The 14,830-nt window shown below is 66.8% G+C and carries 13 protein-coding genes; 6 read left to right on the forward strand and 7 right to left on the reverse strand.

What is annotated here, in order from left to right; genetic code table 11:
• Window positions 1–52 precede the first annotated feature (52 nt).
• Window positions 53–1,192 (reverse strand): aromatic ring-hydroxylating oxygenase subunit alpha, encoded by a 1,140-nt coding sequence (locus PMI12_RS03740; protein WP_007829282.1) that lies wholly within the window; start codon window positions 1,190–1,192, stop codon window positions 53–55.
• Window positions 1,193–1,469: 277 nt separating this feature from the next.
• Between PMI12_RS03740 and xseB the strand changes: the two genes are divergently transcribed.
• The 4 genes from xseB (at window position 1,470) to PMI12_RS03760 (ending at window position 5,721) form a co-directional block, all read left to right on the forward strand.
• Complete coding sequence (xseB, locus tag PMI12_RS03745; protein ID WP_007829283.1) at window positions 1,470–1,736, forward strand: exodeoxyribonuclease VII small subunit; 267 nt, start codon at window positions 1,470–1,472, stop codon at window positions 1,734–1,736.
• Entirely contained in the window at window positions 1,733–2,653 is a 921-nt protein-coding gene (locus PMI12_RS03750) for a polyprenyl synthetase family protein (protein WP_007829284.1), read from the forward strand. The genes xseB and PMI12_RS03750 overlap by 4 nt, the downstream gene beginning before the upstream one ends.
• Window positions 2,654–2,674: 21 nt before the next feature.
• Window positions 2,675–4,531: a 1-deoxy-D-xylulose-5-phosphate synthase gene (gene dxs, locus PMI12_RS03755; RefSeq protein ID WP_007829285.1), complete on the forward strand. Its 1,857-nt coding sequence runs from the start codon at window positions 2,675–2,677 to the stop codon at window positions 4,529–4,531.
• Between the two features lie 110 nt (window positions 4,532–4,641).
• On the forward strand, window positions 4,642–5,721 hold the full coding sequence (locus PMI12_RS03760) for a TRAP transporter substrate-binding protein (RefSeq protein ID WP_007829291.1): 1,080 nt from the start codon (window positions 4,642–4,644) through the stop codon (window positions 5,719–5,721).
• Window positions 5,722–5,883: 162 nt separating this feature from the next.
• Here PMI12_RS03760 and PMI12_RS03765 read toward each other — a convergent pair whose 3' ends face one another.
• From PMI12_RS03765 to PMI12_RS03775, 3 genes are read right to left on the reverse strand one after another with little or no spacing between them, the layout of a single operon-like run.
• A complete protein-coding gene (locus PMI12_RS03765) occupies window positions 5,884–6,363 on the reverse strand; it encodes a hypothetical protein (RefSeq protein ID WP_007829305.1) in 480 nt (159 codons plus the stop codon).
• Window positions 6,360–7,901 (reverse strand): TRAP transporter large permease, encoded by a 1,542-nt coding sequence (locus PMI12_RS03770; protein ID WP_007829307.1) that lies wholly within the window; start codon window positions 7,899–7,901, stop codon window positions 6,360–6,362. The genes PMI12_RS03765 and PMI12_RS03770 overlap by 4 nt, the downstream gene beginning before the upstream one ends.
• A 58-nt stretch (window positions 7,902–7,959) precedes the next feature.
• On the reverse strand, window positions 7,960–8,499 hold the full coding sequence (locus tag PMI12_RS03775) for a TRAP transporter small permease subunit (protein ID WP_007829308.1): 540 nt from the start codon (window positions 8,497–8,499) through the stop codon (window positions 7,960–7,962).
• Between the two features lie 176 nt (window positions 8,500–8,675).
• Here PMI12_RS03775 and PMI12_RS03780 point away from each other — a divergent pair, with 176 nt between their 5' ends.
• Complete coding sequence (locus PMI12_RS03780; RefSeq protein WP_081502614.1) at window positions 8,676–9,977, forward strand: SUMF1/EgtB/PvdO family nonheme iron enzyme; 1,302 nt, start codon at window positions 8,676–8,678, stop codon at window positions 9,975–9,977.
• Window positions 9,978–9,987: 10 nt separating this feature from the next.
• Here the strand turns inward: PMI12_RS03780 and PMI12_RS03785 are convergent, their stop codons facing one another.
• Window positions 9,988–11,427 (reverse strand): MFS transporter, encoded by a 1,440-nt coding sequence (locus PMI12_RS03785; RefSeq protein WP_007829310.1) that lies wholly within the window; start codon window positions 11,425–11,427, stop codon window positions 9,988–9,990.
• Window positions 11,428–11,481: 54 nt separating this feature from the next.
• Window positions 11,482–12,837 carry an aspartate aminotransferase family protein gene (locus PMI12_RS03790; protein ID WP_007829311.1) on the reverse strand — a complete coding sequence of 452 codons (1,356 nt, stop codon included), beginning with the start codon at window positions 12,835–12,837 and terminating at the stop codon, window positions 11,482–11,484.
• A 106-nt stretch (window positions 12,838–12,943) separates the two neighbouring features.
• Here PMI12_RS03790 and PMI12_RS03795 point away from each other — a divergent pair, with 106 nt between their 5' ends.
• Window positions 12,944–13,900: a LysR family transcriptional regulator gene (locus tag PMI12_RS03795; protein WP_007829312.1), complete on the forward strand. Its 957-nt coding sequence runs from the start codon at window positions 12,944–12,946 to the stop codon at window positions 13,898–13,900.
• 123 nt (window positions 13,901–14,023) lie between these two features.
• Here PMI12_RS03795 and PMI12_RS03800 read toward each other — a convergent pair whose 3' ends face one another.
• A complete protein-coding gene (locus PMI12_RS03800; protein ID WP_007829313.1) occupies window positions 14,024–14,788 on the reverse strand; it encodes a FadR/GntR family transcriptional regulator in 765 nt (254 codons plus the stop codon).
• Between the last annotated feature and the right edge of the window lie 42 nt (window positions 14,789–14,830).

Genomic DNA, 14,830 nt, shown 5'->3' on the forward strand with positions numbered 1-14,830 from the left:
AAGCCGGTTCCGCGGTGTTTCCATCACACCCGTCGATGCGGCTGTCATCGACTCAGGCGTTCTGCATCGCGCTGCGATACCACTCGTGGAACTGCTGCATGCCGTCTTCCATCGGGCTCTGGTAAGGGCCCGTTTCGTTGTCGCCGCGCAGCATCAGCGCGCGGCGGCCGGCGTCCATGCGCTCGGCGATCTCGTCGTCTTCCACGCAGGTTTCCATGTAGGCGGCCTGCTGGGCTTCGACGAACTCGCGCTCGAACGCGACGATTTCCTCGGGATAGAAGAATTCGACCATGTTGAGCGTCTTCGTCGGGCTCACCGGGTGCAGGGTAGACACCGTGAGCACGTGCGGATACCACTCGACCATCACATGCGGGTAGTAGGTGAGCCAGATGGCGCCGTACTTCGGCGGCTTGCCGTCGCGGTACTTGAGCAGCTGCTCCTGCCACTTCTGGTAGATCGGGCTGCCCGCGCGGCCCAGGCGGTTGGCCACGCCCACCGTCTGCACCGAATAGCGGGGCTTGAACTCCCAGCGCAGGTCGTCGCAGGTGACGAAGCTGCCCAGTCCCGGATGGAACGGGCCAACGTGGTAGTCCTCGAGGTAGACCTCGATGAAGGTCTTCCAGTTGTAGTTGCACTCGTGCAGTTCGACGCGGTCGAGCGCATAGCCGCTGAAATCGAGATCGGCCTGCGGCCCGAGGCCGGCCATGTCAGCCGCCACGTCAGGGCCTGAGCCATCCGGGTTCTTCTCGAACAGAAGGCCGTTCCATTCGGTCAGCGGGTAGTTGTGCAGGTTCAGGCAGGGGTCCTGCTCGAAATGCGGGGCGCCGATCAGCGTGCCGGTGGTGCGCGAATCGCTCGCGGCGTAGGTCCAGCGGTGCAGCGGGCAGACGATGTTGCCGCCGGCCTGGTTGTCGAGCCGGCCCCGGCCCTGGAGGATCAGGGCCTGGCGGTGGCGGCAGACGTTGGATATCAGCTCCACGCCCTTGGGTGTGTGAACCAGCGCACGGCCCTGGTGCTCCTGCGGCAAGGTGTGGAAGTCGCCCATTTCGGGCACGGCCAGGCGATGGCCGACATAGCGGGGCCCTCGCGAAAAAAGGTTCTGCATTTCGCGGGCATAGAGTGCCTCGTCGAAATACGCGGAAACTGGAAGTTGGCTCGCGGCCTGCTGCAGTTGAAGACTTAAATCAGACATGGAGGACCTGACCAAGCTCCCCACAGGGAGAAAAAAAGGAAAGAACGGAAAGGCGCCGTCCGGGAGGCTCGACGGCCCGAAGAGTGTGTTGACGTCGCCAACGAGAGAAGTTCGCATTGTACCCGGGGGGCATTTTTTGTCCCCCGGCTCTTCACCCGGCTTGGCCGCGTGCAATCGGGCACCGCTCGAGGGTGGGCGCGGCTCGTCTGGAGGGACGGCCGCACGGTTGTTCTGCTCCCAGTCCTAAAATGCCCGGTTTCACCCACGTTTCGCTTGCATGCCCAAGGTGCCTCCCCCTTCCTCGTCCAGCCCGGCGGCAACGCCCGATACCGGCCCGCTGCCTGCCAGTTACGAAGCCGGACTCCAGGAACTGGAGCAACTGGTGGCGGAACTCGAATCGGGCCAGCTGCCCCTCGACCAGCTGCTCGTGAGCTACCAGCGAGGTGCGGCGCTGCTCGCTTTCTGCCGCGACAAGCTGCAGGCGGTCGAAGACCAGATCAAGGTGCTCGATTCGGGCAGCCTCAAGGTCTGGACGCCTGAATGAGCGCCGCCGCGCTGAATTCCAGCCATTGGGACGCCCGCACGCTCGCCGGCTGGAGCGACCCCCATCTGGCGAACGTCGAAGCGGCCTTGTCGCGCTGGGTCGGCGTCGATGCGCCCGTACTGCTGGGCGATGCCATGCGCTACGCCGTACTCGATGGCGGCAAGCGCCTGCGGCCCTTGCTGGTGCTCGCGGCCAGCGAGGCCGTCGGCGGCAACCAGGCCGCCGCCCTGCGCGCGGCCTGCGCCACCGAGCTGATCCACGCCTATTCGCTGGTGCACGACGACTTGCCGTGCATGGACAACGACGTGCTGCGCCGCGGCAAGCCCACCGTGCACGTGAAATTCGGCGAGGCCGATGCCCTGCTGGCCGGCGATGCGCTGCAGGCCCTGGCCTTCGAACTGCTCACGCCCGACGGCGACGAGATTCCCGCTGCCACCCAGGCCCAGCTGTGCCGACTGCTTGCCCGGGCCGCGGGCAGCCAGGGCATGGCCGGCGGCCAGGCCATCGACCTGGCGAGCGTCGGCATTGCATTGAATGAAGCACAGCTGCGCGAAATGCACCGCCTGAAGACCGGCGCGCTGCTGCAGGGCAGCGTCGAGATGGGTGCTGCCTGCGGCTCCCTCGCCGGCTCGGCACTGGCCGCGCTGCGCGACTATGGCGCGGCCATCGGACTGGCGTTCCAGGTGGTCGACGACATCCTCGACGTCACGGCCGACTCGCACACCCTGGGCAAGACCGCCGGCAAGGATGCCGCTGCCGACAAGCCCACCTACGTGTCCCTTCTGGGCCTCGACGGCGCGCGCGCCCAGGCCCGCCAGCTGCTGGCCGACGCGCTGGCCGCGCTGGCCCGCAGCGGCCTGCCCGACACCGCAGCGCTGCGCGCTTTGGCCCACATGGTGGTCGATCGCGATCGCTGAGAGAAAAGTACAAACCTTCCCATGGCTCCGCTGCTTCCCACACTCCACGACCCCTCGCCGATCCGCAAATACGACCGGGCCCAGCTGCGCCAACTGTCCGACGAGGTGCGCGCCTGCGTGCTCGACAACGTCTCGCGCACCGGCGGCCACCTGAGCTCCAACCTCGGCACGGTCGAACTCACCGTCGCGCTGCACCACGTGTTCAACACGCCGCACGACCGGCTGGTGTGGGACGTGGGCCACCAGACCTATCCGCACAAGATCCTCACGGGCCGGCGTGAGCGCATGCCTACGCTCAGGCAGATCGGCGGCATCTCGGGCTTTCCTCAGCGCACCGAGAGCGAGTACGACACCTTCGGCACCGCCCATTCGTCGACCAGCATCTCGGCCGCGCTCGGCATGGCCATGGCCGCCAAGCAGAAGGGCGAAGACCGCCATGCCGTGGCCATCATCGGCGACGGCGCGCTCACGGCCGGCATGGCCTTCGAGGCGCTGAACAACGCGGGCGTGTGCGACTGCAAGCTGCTCGTCATCCTGAACGACAACGACATGTCGATCAGCCCGCCCGTGGGCGCGCTCAACCGCTACCTCGCGCAGCTGATGAGCGGCAACTTCTACGCCGCGGCCAAGAGCGTCGGCAAGAGCGTGCTGCGCAACGCGCCGCCGCTGTTCGAGCTGGCCAAGCGGCTGGAGCAGCATGCCAAGGGCATGGTCGTGCCGGCCACTCTGTTCGAGCAGTTCGGCTTCAACTACGTGGGCCCGATCGACGGCCACGACCTCGACTCGCTGGTGCCCACGCTCGAGAACCTCAAGCACCTCGAGGGCCCGCAGTTTCTGCACGTGGTCACGAAGAAGGGGCAGGGCTACAAGCTCGCGGAGGCCGATCCTGTCGCCTACCACGGCCCCGGCAAGTTCGATCCGCAGGTGGGGCTGGTCAAGTCCGCTGCGGTGGTGAAGCAGACATTCACCCAGGTGTTCGGCCAGTGGCTGTGCGACACCGCCGCCGCCGATGGCCGGCTGGTGGGCATCACGCCCGCGATGCGCGAAGGCTCGGGACTCGTGGAGTTCGAGAAGCGCTTCCCCGACCGCTACTACGACGTCGGCATCGCCGAACAGCACGCCGTGACCTTCGCGGCCGGCCTGGCCTGCGAGGGGCTCAAGCCTGTGGTCGCGATCTACTCGACCTTCCTGCAGCGCGCGTACGACCAGCTGATCCACGACGTGGCGATCCAGAACCTGCCGGTGGTGTTCGCGCTCGACCGCGCGGGCCTCGTGGGCGCGGACGGCGCCACGCACGCGGGCGCGTACGACATTCCGTTCCTGCGCTGCATTCCGAACATGAGCATTGCCTGCCCGGCCGACGAGCGCGAATGCCGCCAGCTGCTGACCAGCGCCTACGAGCAGAACCATCCGGTGGCCGTGCGCTATCCGCGCGGAGCGGGCGCCGGCGCTGCGCCGCATCTCACGCTCGAGGCCTTGCCCTTCGGCAAGGGCGAGATCCGCCGCGAAGGCAGGCGCATCGCCATCCTCGCGTTCGGCACGCTGCTGTATCCCGCGCTTGCTGCGGCCGAGCCGCTCGACGCCACGGTGGTCAACATGCGCTGGGCCAAGCCGCTCGATGTCGAACTGCTGCTGAAGGTCGCGGGCACGCACGACGCCATCGTCACGCTGGAAGAGGGCGCCACCATGGGCGGCGCGGGCAGTGCGGTGCTCGAGGCGCTGCAGGCTGCCAACATCCAGAAGCCGGTGCTGCAGCTCGGCTTGCCCGACCGCTTCATCGAACACGGCGATCCGGCGAAGCTGCTGGCGAGCATCGGGCTCGACGCGCCCGGCATCGAAGCCTCGATCCGCGAGCGCTTCATTTCGGGCGCAGGGTAAACCCCCGCCGAGCCCTGTAAGCGCGTTTTTACAATCAAGAAGACTTACACAGTCCCCAACGCGGCCACAAGCCGCGTTTTGTTTTATTCCAAGAACTCGGAGAGCTATCAATGGATCGTCGTTCCCTCATCAAAAACGCCGGCATCGCGGGCGTTCTGGCTGCCGGCATCGCACCCGCGGTTCACGCGCAGGCCACCGTTCGCTGGCGCCTGGCGTCGAGTTTTCCCAAGTCGCTGGACACCATCTTCGGCACCGCCGAAGTGTTCGCGAAGAGCGTCAGCGACATGACGGGCGGCAAGTTCCAGATTTCCGTGCACGCGGGTGGCGAGCTGATGCCCGCGTTCGGCGTGGTCGACGGCGTGCAGAACGCCTCGGTCGAAATGGCCCACACGGCCCCGTACTACTTCTACGGCAAGGACCCGACCTTCTGCCTCGGCTGCGCCGTGCCTTTCGGCATGAATACCCGCCAGCAGAACGCATGGATGTACGAAGGCAACGGCCTGAAGCTGATGCGTGCGTTCTACGCCAAGTACAACATCATCAACCTGCCGGGCGGCAACACGGGCGCGCAGATGGGCGGCTGGTTCCGCAAGGAAATCAAGTCGGTTGCCGACCTGAAGGGCCTGAAGTTCCGCACCAACCCGTTCGCAGGCAAGGTGCTCGAGCCCTTCGGCGTGATCCCGCAATCGATCCCTGGTGCCGACCTGTACCCGGCGCTCGAAAAGGGCACGCTGGACGGCCTTGAATGGGTCGGCCCGTACGACGACCAGAAGCTGGGCTTCAACAAGATCGCCCCGTTCTACTACTACCCCGGCTGGTGGGAAGGCGGCCCCGAGCTCGACTTCTACATCAACACCAAGGCATGGGAAGGCCTGTCGGCCGACTACAAGGCGGTCGTCGAGGCTGCTGCCGCGCACGCCAACATCACGATGACGGCCAAGTACGACGCCAAGAACCCTATCGCGCTGAAGCAGCTCGTAGGCTCGGGCACCAAGCTGCGCCCGTTCTCGCAGGACGTGATGAGCGCCGCCTTCAAGTCGGCCCAGCAGATCTACTCGGACCTGAACAACAGCAACCCCGAGTGGAAGAAGATCTACAGCGACTGGTCGAAATTCCTGGCTGACCAGAACGCCTGGTTCCGCTACACGGAAGGCACGTTCGACCGCTTCATGCAGCAGCAGAAGCTGTAAGCGGTTCGTCGGCGAACACTTCGAAGCCCTGCCGGGTCTGGCGGGGCTTTTTTATTTGTGGCGGATGGAGCGCTGTTCGGGGCGCGATCACGCCGACGGGGGACATTCGCGGAGGGGAGTACCGGGTGGCCTGGGCACACGCCCCGAACGAAGGAAACAGCCTTACCGTGCGCCCGCCTCAGGCGCCGTTGGAGAAGGCATCGTGCGCTGCGCAACGCGTTCGCCGAATGCGATCAGCACCGCGGGGTCCGACGCATGGAACCATGTGATACCGCCCATGCGCCGCCGCACCAGCAGCCGCGGCGCGATCACGCGTTCGAGCATGCGGATGTGCACGAGCTTGAGCTGCGCCACGTCCTGCGCGCTCACGCGCTTGTCCCATAGCCAGGTCTGCACCAGCACATCGCCTTCGAGCCGCGTGCGGCTGTAGACGATCCAGTAGCCGACCCACACCACGCACAGCGCGGCGATGCCCATCACCACCAGTGCGCCGGTCGTCCACTCGGCCGCGCGCAGCGACGGAAGGCTCCAGATCGCGAATGCGAAGAGGTCGACCACCAGCACCACCGCCAGCGTGCGCAGCAGCGGCGGGAAGGCCGGGCTCTCCAGCGGGGCGCTGCTGCTGCCGTCGCCGATGCTCACGGCTTGGTGGCTTCGCCGGAAGCCGGCGGCGGTGCCGGCGTTTCTTCCGGCGTCTTCTTCTCGTTGCCGAACGGGTCTTCCATGTTCACGCCGTTGTTGTTGTCGGGCGAGTTGGCCTGCTCGTCCACCGGCATGTCGAGGTTGACCTTGTCGATGTCGACGACCTTTTCCTTCTCGAGGAACACGGTGACCGTCTGCGGGAAGAAGATCACGATGGCCACCAGCAGCAGCTGCATCAGCACCCACGGCACGGCGCCGAGATAGATGTCGCGCGAGTCCACCTTCTTGGGCAGCGCCCCGTTCTTGAACAGCGTGTCCGCGATGCCCCGCAAGTAGAAGAGCGCGAAGCCGAACGGCGGGTGCATGAACGAGGTCTGCATGTTCACGCACAGCAGCACGCCGAACCACACCATGTCGATGCCCAGCTTGTGGGCCACGGGGCCCAGCAGCGGCAGGATGATGAATGCGATCTCGAAGAAGTCGAGGAAGAACGCGAGGAAGAAGACGAAGAAGTTCACCGCGATCAGGAAGCCCACCTGGCCACCCGGCAGGCCCGACAGCATGTGCTCGATCCACTTGGCGCCGTCGACGCCCTGGAACACCAGCGAGAACACGCGCGAGCCGATCAGGATGAACACCACCATCGCCGTGAGGCGCATGGTGCCTTCCATCGCGCCCTTCAGCAGTTCCCAGTTCAGGCGGCGATGGATCAGCGCGAGGATGAGCGAGCCCACCGCGCCCATCGCACCGGCCTCGGTCGGCGTGGCGATGGCCTTGTCCATGAACGGCAGGCCGCCCATCGAACCGAGCACCGCGAAGATCAGGATGGCCGAGGGAATGATGCCGCGCAGGCACTTGCCCCACAGCGCCCAGCCGTTCAGTGTGCGCGCGCTGGTTGGCAGGCCCGGCACGAAGTGCGGGCGGATGCGGCCGACCATGAAGGTGTAGATCGCGAAGATCAGAACCTGCAGGATCGACGGACCCCAGGCGCCCTTGTACATCTGGCCCACGTCGGTGCCGAGTTGGTCGGCCATGACGATCAGCACCAGCGAGGGCGGCACCAGCTGCGTGATGGTGCCCGAGGCGGCGAGCACGCCGGTCGAGTAGCGCATGTCGTAGCCGTAGCGCATCATGATCGGCAGCGAGATCATCGCCATGGCGATCACCTGGCCGGCCACCGTGCCGGTGATGGCGCCGAGGATGAAGCCCACGATGATCACCGAGTAGCCGAGGCCGCCGCGCACGGGGCCGAAGAGCTGGCCCATCGAGTCGAGCATGTCCTCGGCCAATCCGCATTTCTCCAGTACCGCTCCCATCAGGGTGAAGAACGGGATCGCGAGCAGCGTTTCGTTCGCCAGGATGCCGAAGACGTTCAGCGGCAGGTTGGCCATGAAGCCGGCCGGAAACCAGCCCATCTCGATGGCGAAGAAGCCGCAGATCAGGCCGAGGGCCGAGAGCGAGAACGCGACCGGGAAGCCGATCAGCATGATCACCACGAGCCCCGCGAACATGATCGGGGCGAAATTTTCCATGTGCATTTCTACTTGTCCTGCGGTGCGGGAGAGGGCGAGGCCGGAAGGGGGCGCAGGGCGCTCGTCACTGCACCGGCTTCTCGTAGTGCGTGTCCATCGTGATCAGGCCGCGCAGGTAGGCAATGCGCTTGATGATTTCCGCAATGCCCTGCAGGAACATCGCGGCGAAGCCCACGGGCATCAGCAGCGCGGCGGGCCAGCGGACCAGGCCGCCGATGTTGCCCGACATCTCGCCCGTGATCCACATGTTCCAGAAGAAGGGCCAGGTGAGGTAGGTGAACAGGCCCATCACCGGCAGCAGGAAGAAGATGAGGCCGAACAGGTCGACATACACCGGGCCGTGGCCCTTGAGCTTGCCGTAGATGATGTCCACGCGCACATGCTCGTTGAAGCGCAGCACGACAGGTGCCCCGAGCATCACGGTGGCTGCGAAAAGGTACCACTGGATTTCGAGCCAGGAGTTCTTGCTGAAGTCCAGGCCGTAGCGGATGAGCGCATTGCCGGCTGAAATCAGCGAGGCCGCCAGAACGGCGTAGCCGGCGATCTTGCCGAGCTTTTCGCTGACCCAGTCCATGCCGGTCGCGAATTTGAGGAATGCAGACAAGGGGGTGTCTCCCGCGAAGCCCAAAGGTGAAACGCCTGCCCCTGGTGGGGGCCGCGCAAAGCCCGAGATGTTACCTCGGTGAACCTTTGTATTGCCTTGACGCGGGGGGCGGGGTTTACCCGGAATACGGGTCTCGGCCGGGACGTGGGGGGACGCCCCGGTCGCCATAATCGCCCATGTCTTCGCGCCTTCCGCCTTCGACGCCTTCGGGCGCCATGGGCCTGCCCCATTCGATCGATTCTCCTGACATGTGCCGCGCCGGCCGGGAGCTGTTGTCCCTGGCGCTGATCGATGCGCGCAACCACACGCTGCACCTGCTGTCGCTGTACGAGCAGGTGCTGGGCGCCGAGGCGCTTGCCGCGCCGCCGATGCTCGAGGAAGAGGGCGTGCTGCCGCCGGTCTGGCTGGCCGGCCACATCGGCTGGTTCGCCGAATGGTGGATCGGGCGCAACACCCAGCGCGCTTTCGGGGCCGACTGTCCGGTGCGGCCCACGCGCCTTGCGGCCATCGACCCTGGTGCCGACGGCTGGTGGAATCCCGCGCAGAGTGCGCCGCAGCGGCGCTGGACGCCCGACCTGCCGGACCTCGCGCAGACCAAGGCCTACCTGCTCGAAACGCTGGAGAGCACTCTCGAGCTGCTCGACAACGCGGCCGAGACCGATGCCGGCCTGTATTTCTATCGCCTCGCGCTGTTCCACGAAGACCTGCGCGGCGAGCAGTTCGTGGTGATGGCGCAGACGCTGGGGCTGCCGCTGGGCTTCGAGCAGGCGCCCATCGCCGTCACGCGCGAGCCGCTGCTGCTGCCGGCCACGCGCTGGGAGCTGGGCATGCCCGAGAGCGGCTTCGCCTTCGCGCAGGAGCGAGGAGCGTATCGCGTCGACGTGCCCGAGTTCGAGATCGACGCACAGCCCGTCACCTGGAACCAGTACATCGAATTCGTCGATGACGGCGGCTACGACCGCGAGGAGCTGTGGCACGGCGAAGGCTGGCGCTGGCTTGCCGCGCAGGTCGAGGGCCGACGCGGGCCTCGCCACGTCGAACAGATCGGCGGAGCACGCAGCGGCACCGGCGGTTCGGTGCTGCAGCAGCGCTTCGGCGCGACGGTGCGCGCGGCCGGCCACCACAGCGCGGTGCACCTGAGCTGGTGGGAGGCCGATGCCTGGGCACGCTGGGCCGGACGTCGCATCGCGACCGAGGTCGAATGGGAGATCGCGGCGCACACGGCCGCGCGGCGCGGCTTCCGTTGGGCCGACGTGCATGAATGGACGGCGGGCACCCTGCAGCCGTGGCCGGGCTACCGGCCCGACCCATGGAGCGCGGGAGGCGAATTCGATCCCGCGGCAGCCTTCGGCCGCGCGCGCGTGCTGCGCGGGGCTTCGTTCGCGACGCGTGCGCGCCTGCGTTCGCCGCGCCGCCGCGGCTTTGCGCTGCCTCATCGCGACGACGGCTTCTTCGGCTTTCGCACCTGCGCGCTGTAGAGACTGATGGTCAGCGTTCGCCGCCGGCTTCGGACGACAGCGGCGGTGCCACCTCCTCCAGCGGCTTGCGCTCTGCGTCGACCGCATGGCGCAGGGCCAGCAGCCCCGCGACGATGACCAGCGCCGCCCCGATGCCGTAGCCCACCATCACCGCACCCCGGCTGCCGGTCTCGATCAGCAGGCCGAACAGCAGCGGCGCAGCGAAGCCGCCCGCGCCCATGCCGACCGCATAGAAGATCGCGATGGCGATGGCCCGCATCTCGAGCGGAAACACCTCGCTCACCGTGAGATACGCCGAGCTCGCCGCCGCCGAAGCCAGGAAGAACACCGCCGACCAGCACAGCGCCTGGCTGCGCGCATCGAGCCAGCCCATCATGAAAGCCCAGCCCGTGAGCGCGAGGCCGACGCCCGCGAGCACATAGGTCAGCGCGATCATCCGGCGCCGCCCCACGCTGTCGAACAGCGGCCCCAGCAGCAGCGGCCCGAGCACGTTGCCCAGCGCGAACGGAAAGATGTAGAGCGCCACGTCGCCTTCGGGCACCCCATAGAAGCGCGTGAGAACCAGCGCATAGGTGAAGAAGATCGCGTTGTAGAAGAAGGCCTGCGAGATCATCAGCGCCAGCGCGACCACGCTGCGCTGCGGATAGCGCCTGAGCAGCACGCGCGCCACTTCCCGCATCGGCGGGCTGTTGGGGCGCGCGGCCGTGTAGTTCACATGGCCTTGCGGCGCGGGCAGCGGTCCGTGCTGCGCCTCGACCTCGGCCTCGATTCGCTCGACGATGCGCCTGGCTTCATCGGCCCGCCCGTGCGCAACGAGCCAGCGCGGGCTCTCTGGAACGTGGCGCCGCACCAGCAGGATCGCCACAGCCAGCACCGCGCCCAGCGCGAAGCCTGCGCGCCAGCCCCACACCGGGCCGATCACGCGCGCGTCGAGCAGCACGAGGCTCAGCGCCGCGCCCAGCGCCGCGCCGATCCAGAAGCTGCCGTTGATCGCGAGGTTGACGCGCCCGCGCACGCGCGCCGGAATCAGCTCGTCGATGGCCGAATTGATGGCCGCGTATTCGCCGCCGATGCCAAGCCCCGTGACGAAGCGGCACAGCGCGAAGAAGGCGAAGTCGGGAGAGAACGCGGTGGCCAGCGTGCCGATGGTGTAGACCACCAGCGTGACGAGAAACAGCTTCTTGCGTCCGAGCCGGTCGGTGAGCCGCCCGAAGAGCAGGGCGCCGAGCACCGCACCTGCCACGTACACCGAGCCCGAGAGGCCGATCTCGCCGGCCGTGAGCCCGAGCGTGTCGGGCCGTTCCAGCACCGCGCCGATGGAGCCCACGAGCGTGACTTCGAGCCCGTCGAGCACCCAGGCCACGCCCAGTGCGATCACCACGCGCCAATGCCAGCGCGACCACGGCAGGCGGTCGAGGCGGGCGGGGATATCGCTGCGCAATGCCGTCATTGCGCCGATTATTGGAAGGCGGCCGGCGCGCCGCCTGTAGGACCCGGCCTCCGATCAGGCCGTCTCGGCCAGCGCGTCGGCCAGTGCGTTGACCATGCGATCGATCTCCGCCTTCTCCGCAATGAAAGGTGGCGCGAGCTGGATCGTGTCGCCGCCGTAGCGCACGTAGAAGCCCTTCTTCCAGCAGTTCATCGCGATCTCGTACGGACGGCGCGCGGGTTCGCCCGGCAGCGCGGCAATGGTGATGCCCGCGGCGAGGCCGTAGTTGCGGATGTCGGCGACGTGCTTGCTGCCCTTGAGGCTGTGCACCGCGTTCTCGAAGTGCGGCGCCAGCGCCTGCACGCGGCCGATCATGTCTTCCTTCTGCAGCACGTCGAGCGCGGCGATGCCCGCGGCGCAGGCCACCGGGTGTGCGCCGTAGGTGTAGCCGTGCGGGAACTCGAGCATGTAGTCGGGGCCGCCGGCGGCCATGAAGGTGTCGTAGATCTCTTTGTTGGCGACCACCGCGCCCATCGGCTGTGCGCCGTTGGTGACCTGCTTGGCGATGTTCATGATGTCGGGCGTCACGCCGAAGGCTTCGGCGCCCGTGAGCGCGCCGCAGCGGCCGAAGCCGGTGATGACCTCGTCGAAGATCAGCAGGATGTTGTTCGCGGTGCAGATGTCGCGCAGGCGCTTCAGGTAGCCCTTGGGCGGAATCACCACGCCGGCCGAGCCCGCGAAGGGTTCGACGATCACGGCCGCGATGTTCGAGGCGTCGTGCAGCGCGATCAGGTCGAGCAGGCGGTCGGCCAGCTCGGCGCCGTTCTCGGCCATGCCGCGCGTGAAGGCGTTCGATGCGAGCTGCGTGTGCGGCAGGTGGTCGGCCTCGACGCCCTGGCCGAACAGCTTGCGGTTGGCCGCGATGCCGCCGACCGAGATGCCGCCGAAGTTGACGCCGTGGTAGCCCTTCTCGCGGCCGATCAGGCGCGTCTTGCTTGCCTGGCCCTTGGTGCGCCAGTAGGCACGCGCCATCTTCAGCGAGGTGTCGGCGGCTTCGGAGCCCGAGCCGGTGAAGAACACGTAGTCGAGGCCGGCGGGCGTGAGCTCCTTGATCTTGTTGGCCAGCTCGAACGAGAGCGGGTGGCCGAACTGGAAGGCGGGCGAGTAGTCGAGCTTCGCGATCTGGCGGCTCACCGCTTCGGTGATCTCGGGGCGGCCGTGGCCGAGGCCCGAGCACCACAGGCCCGAGAGGCCGTCGAAGATCTTGCGGCCGTCGGCGTCGGTGAAGTAGGCGCCCTTGGCCTCCACGATGATCCGCGGATCGGCCTTGAAGTTGCGGTTGCCGGTGTAGGGCATCCAGTGCGCGTCGAGCCAGGCGGCGTCGGTGCGCAGGGCGGGCGTCGGTTCGATGACGGGCGTGGCGAGGGTCATGGCGCTTCCCGCACGGGGCGGGCTCCGGGGGTGATGGGATGTGCCGATTGTTCGCAGAGCCTTCAGTGTGGAGAATGGCGCAATATCAATGTTCACTTGACAATTCATGCAAGTAAAAGAGAAGGCCCAGAACAGTGCCCAGAGCACCCGCAGCCGCGCCGTTCTGGGGCAGCTCAGCGACATGGACCTGCGCCTGCTCAAGGTGTTCAAGAGCGTGGTCGATTGCGGCGGCATGGCCGCGGCCGAACTGGAGCTGAACATTGGCACCTCCACCGTGAGCCGCCATGTGAAAGACCTGGAAACGCGGCTCGGCCTGGTGCTGTGCCGGCGCGGCCGGGCGGGCTTCGCGCTCACGGCCGAGGGGCAGCGCGTGTACGACGAGACGCTGCGGCTGTTGGCCTCGGTCGATGCCTTCCGCGGAAGCATCGACGACATCCACAACCGCATGGGCGGACAACTGGACGTGGCCTTGTTCGACAAGACCGCGACCAACCCGAAGGCGCGCATCGGCGAGGCAATCGCGCGCTTCACCGAGATCGCGCCGGAGGTGAGCCTGGCGGTGCATGTGGGTTCGATCAACGCGATCGAGCAGGGCGTGCTGGAGGGCAACTTCCAGATCGGCATCATCCCGGCGCACCGCACTTCGAAGAGCCTCGTGTATGCGGACCTGTTCGACGAGACGATGCTGCTTTACTGCGGCAGGGGCCATCCGCTGTTCGACAGCCCGCATGCCAAGCTCACCTGGTCGAAGCTTGGCGCGCATCATTTCGCGGGGCTGGGCTACCACTCGCCCAACATGGAGCTGAGCCACCGCGCCAAGCTGTCGCGCAAGGCCACCGGCTTCGACCAGGAGGCGATTGCGACGCTGATCCTCTCGGGGCGCTTCCTCGGCTTCCTGCCCGACCACTATGCGCAGGCGTTCGAGCAGCGCGGGCTCATGAAGGCGGTGCTGCCGGCGCGCTTCAATTACGCGTGCCGGTTCGTGAGCCTGCTGCGGCGGTCGCCGAAACCGTCACGGGCGGTATTGGCGTTTCAGGCGTGTCTGGAAAAGGCCCATGCCTGAAGCGGCGCGGGATCGTTCAGAGCACTGGTTGATAGGCCGGCACAAGCCAAAGGAGGAGGCCGAAGGGCGGGGGACATTCGCGGAGGGGAGTACCCGGCGGCCCGTGTACGCGCCCTGAAAAATTTAACGCTGCCCGCTCGGCAGCAACAGATGCTTCGCCCCGATGTGCGCCTCCATCTCGTGCATGTGCTGTTCGGCATCGACCATGTGTTCGGTCATCAGGCGCCGCACTTCGTCGGCATCTTCGCGCCGGTAGGCGGCCAGCAGTTGCGTGTGGTAGTCGACGTTCGTCTCGCCGAAGTGGTGATGGTCCAGCGCCTTCTTATAGACCACGAGGTCGCGCAGCAGGTCGTTCAGGAAGCGGCACATGAAGGACAGCACCGGATTGGGGCAGGCCTCGGCCAGCATGGTGTGAAAGGCCAGTTCGGCTTCGCGCTGCGTGCGCAATTCGTCCTCGTTGGTGGGCTCGATGGTGCAGAGGCGCACGTTTTCTTCGAGCCGTTCGAACTGCGCGGGCGTCAGCTTGCCGATTACGCTCACCGCCAGCTCGGGCTCCAGCACCTTGCGCAGCTGGTAGATGTGATGTCCGTCGAGGTGATGGAAGTGCAGGAAGTTGCGCAGCGGCTCCGAGGCATGCTCGACCGACACCTGCTGCAGGTACGCGCCGCCGCCGGGGCCGGTGCGGATGGCGATGAGCCCGCGCACCTCCAGCGCCTTCAGTGCCTCGCGCACCGTGCTCTTCGAATAGCCGAAGAGCTCGATCAATTCCTTCTCGTTCGGTAGCCGGTCGCCGGGCTGCTTGCGCTCCGCCACGATCCAGCGCTTGACGTCCTCGACGATGACGTCCGAGAGCTTCTGCCGCTTGGGACGGTTCTCTCCCACTCTCATTGAAACGCTCCATGCCCATCGGGAGATGCGCGGGATGCGCAA

The organism is Variovorax sp. CF313 (genome assembly GCF_000282635.1).
Taxonomy (GTDB): Bacteria; Pseudomonadota; Gammaproteobacteria; order Burkholderiales; family Burkholderiaceae_C; genus Variovorax.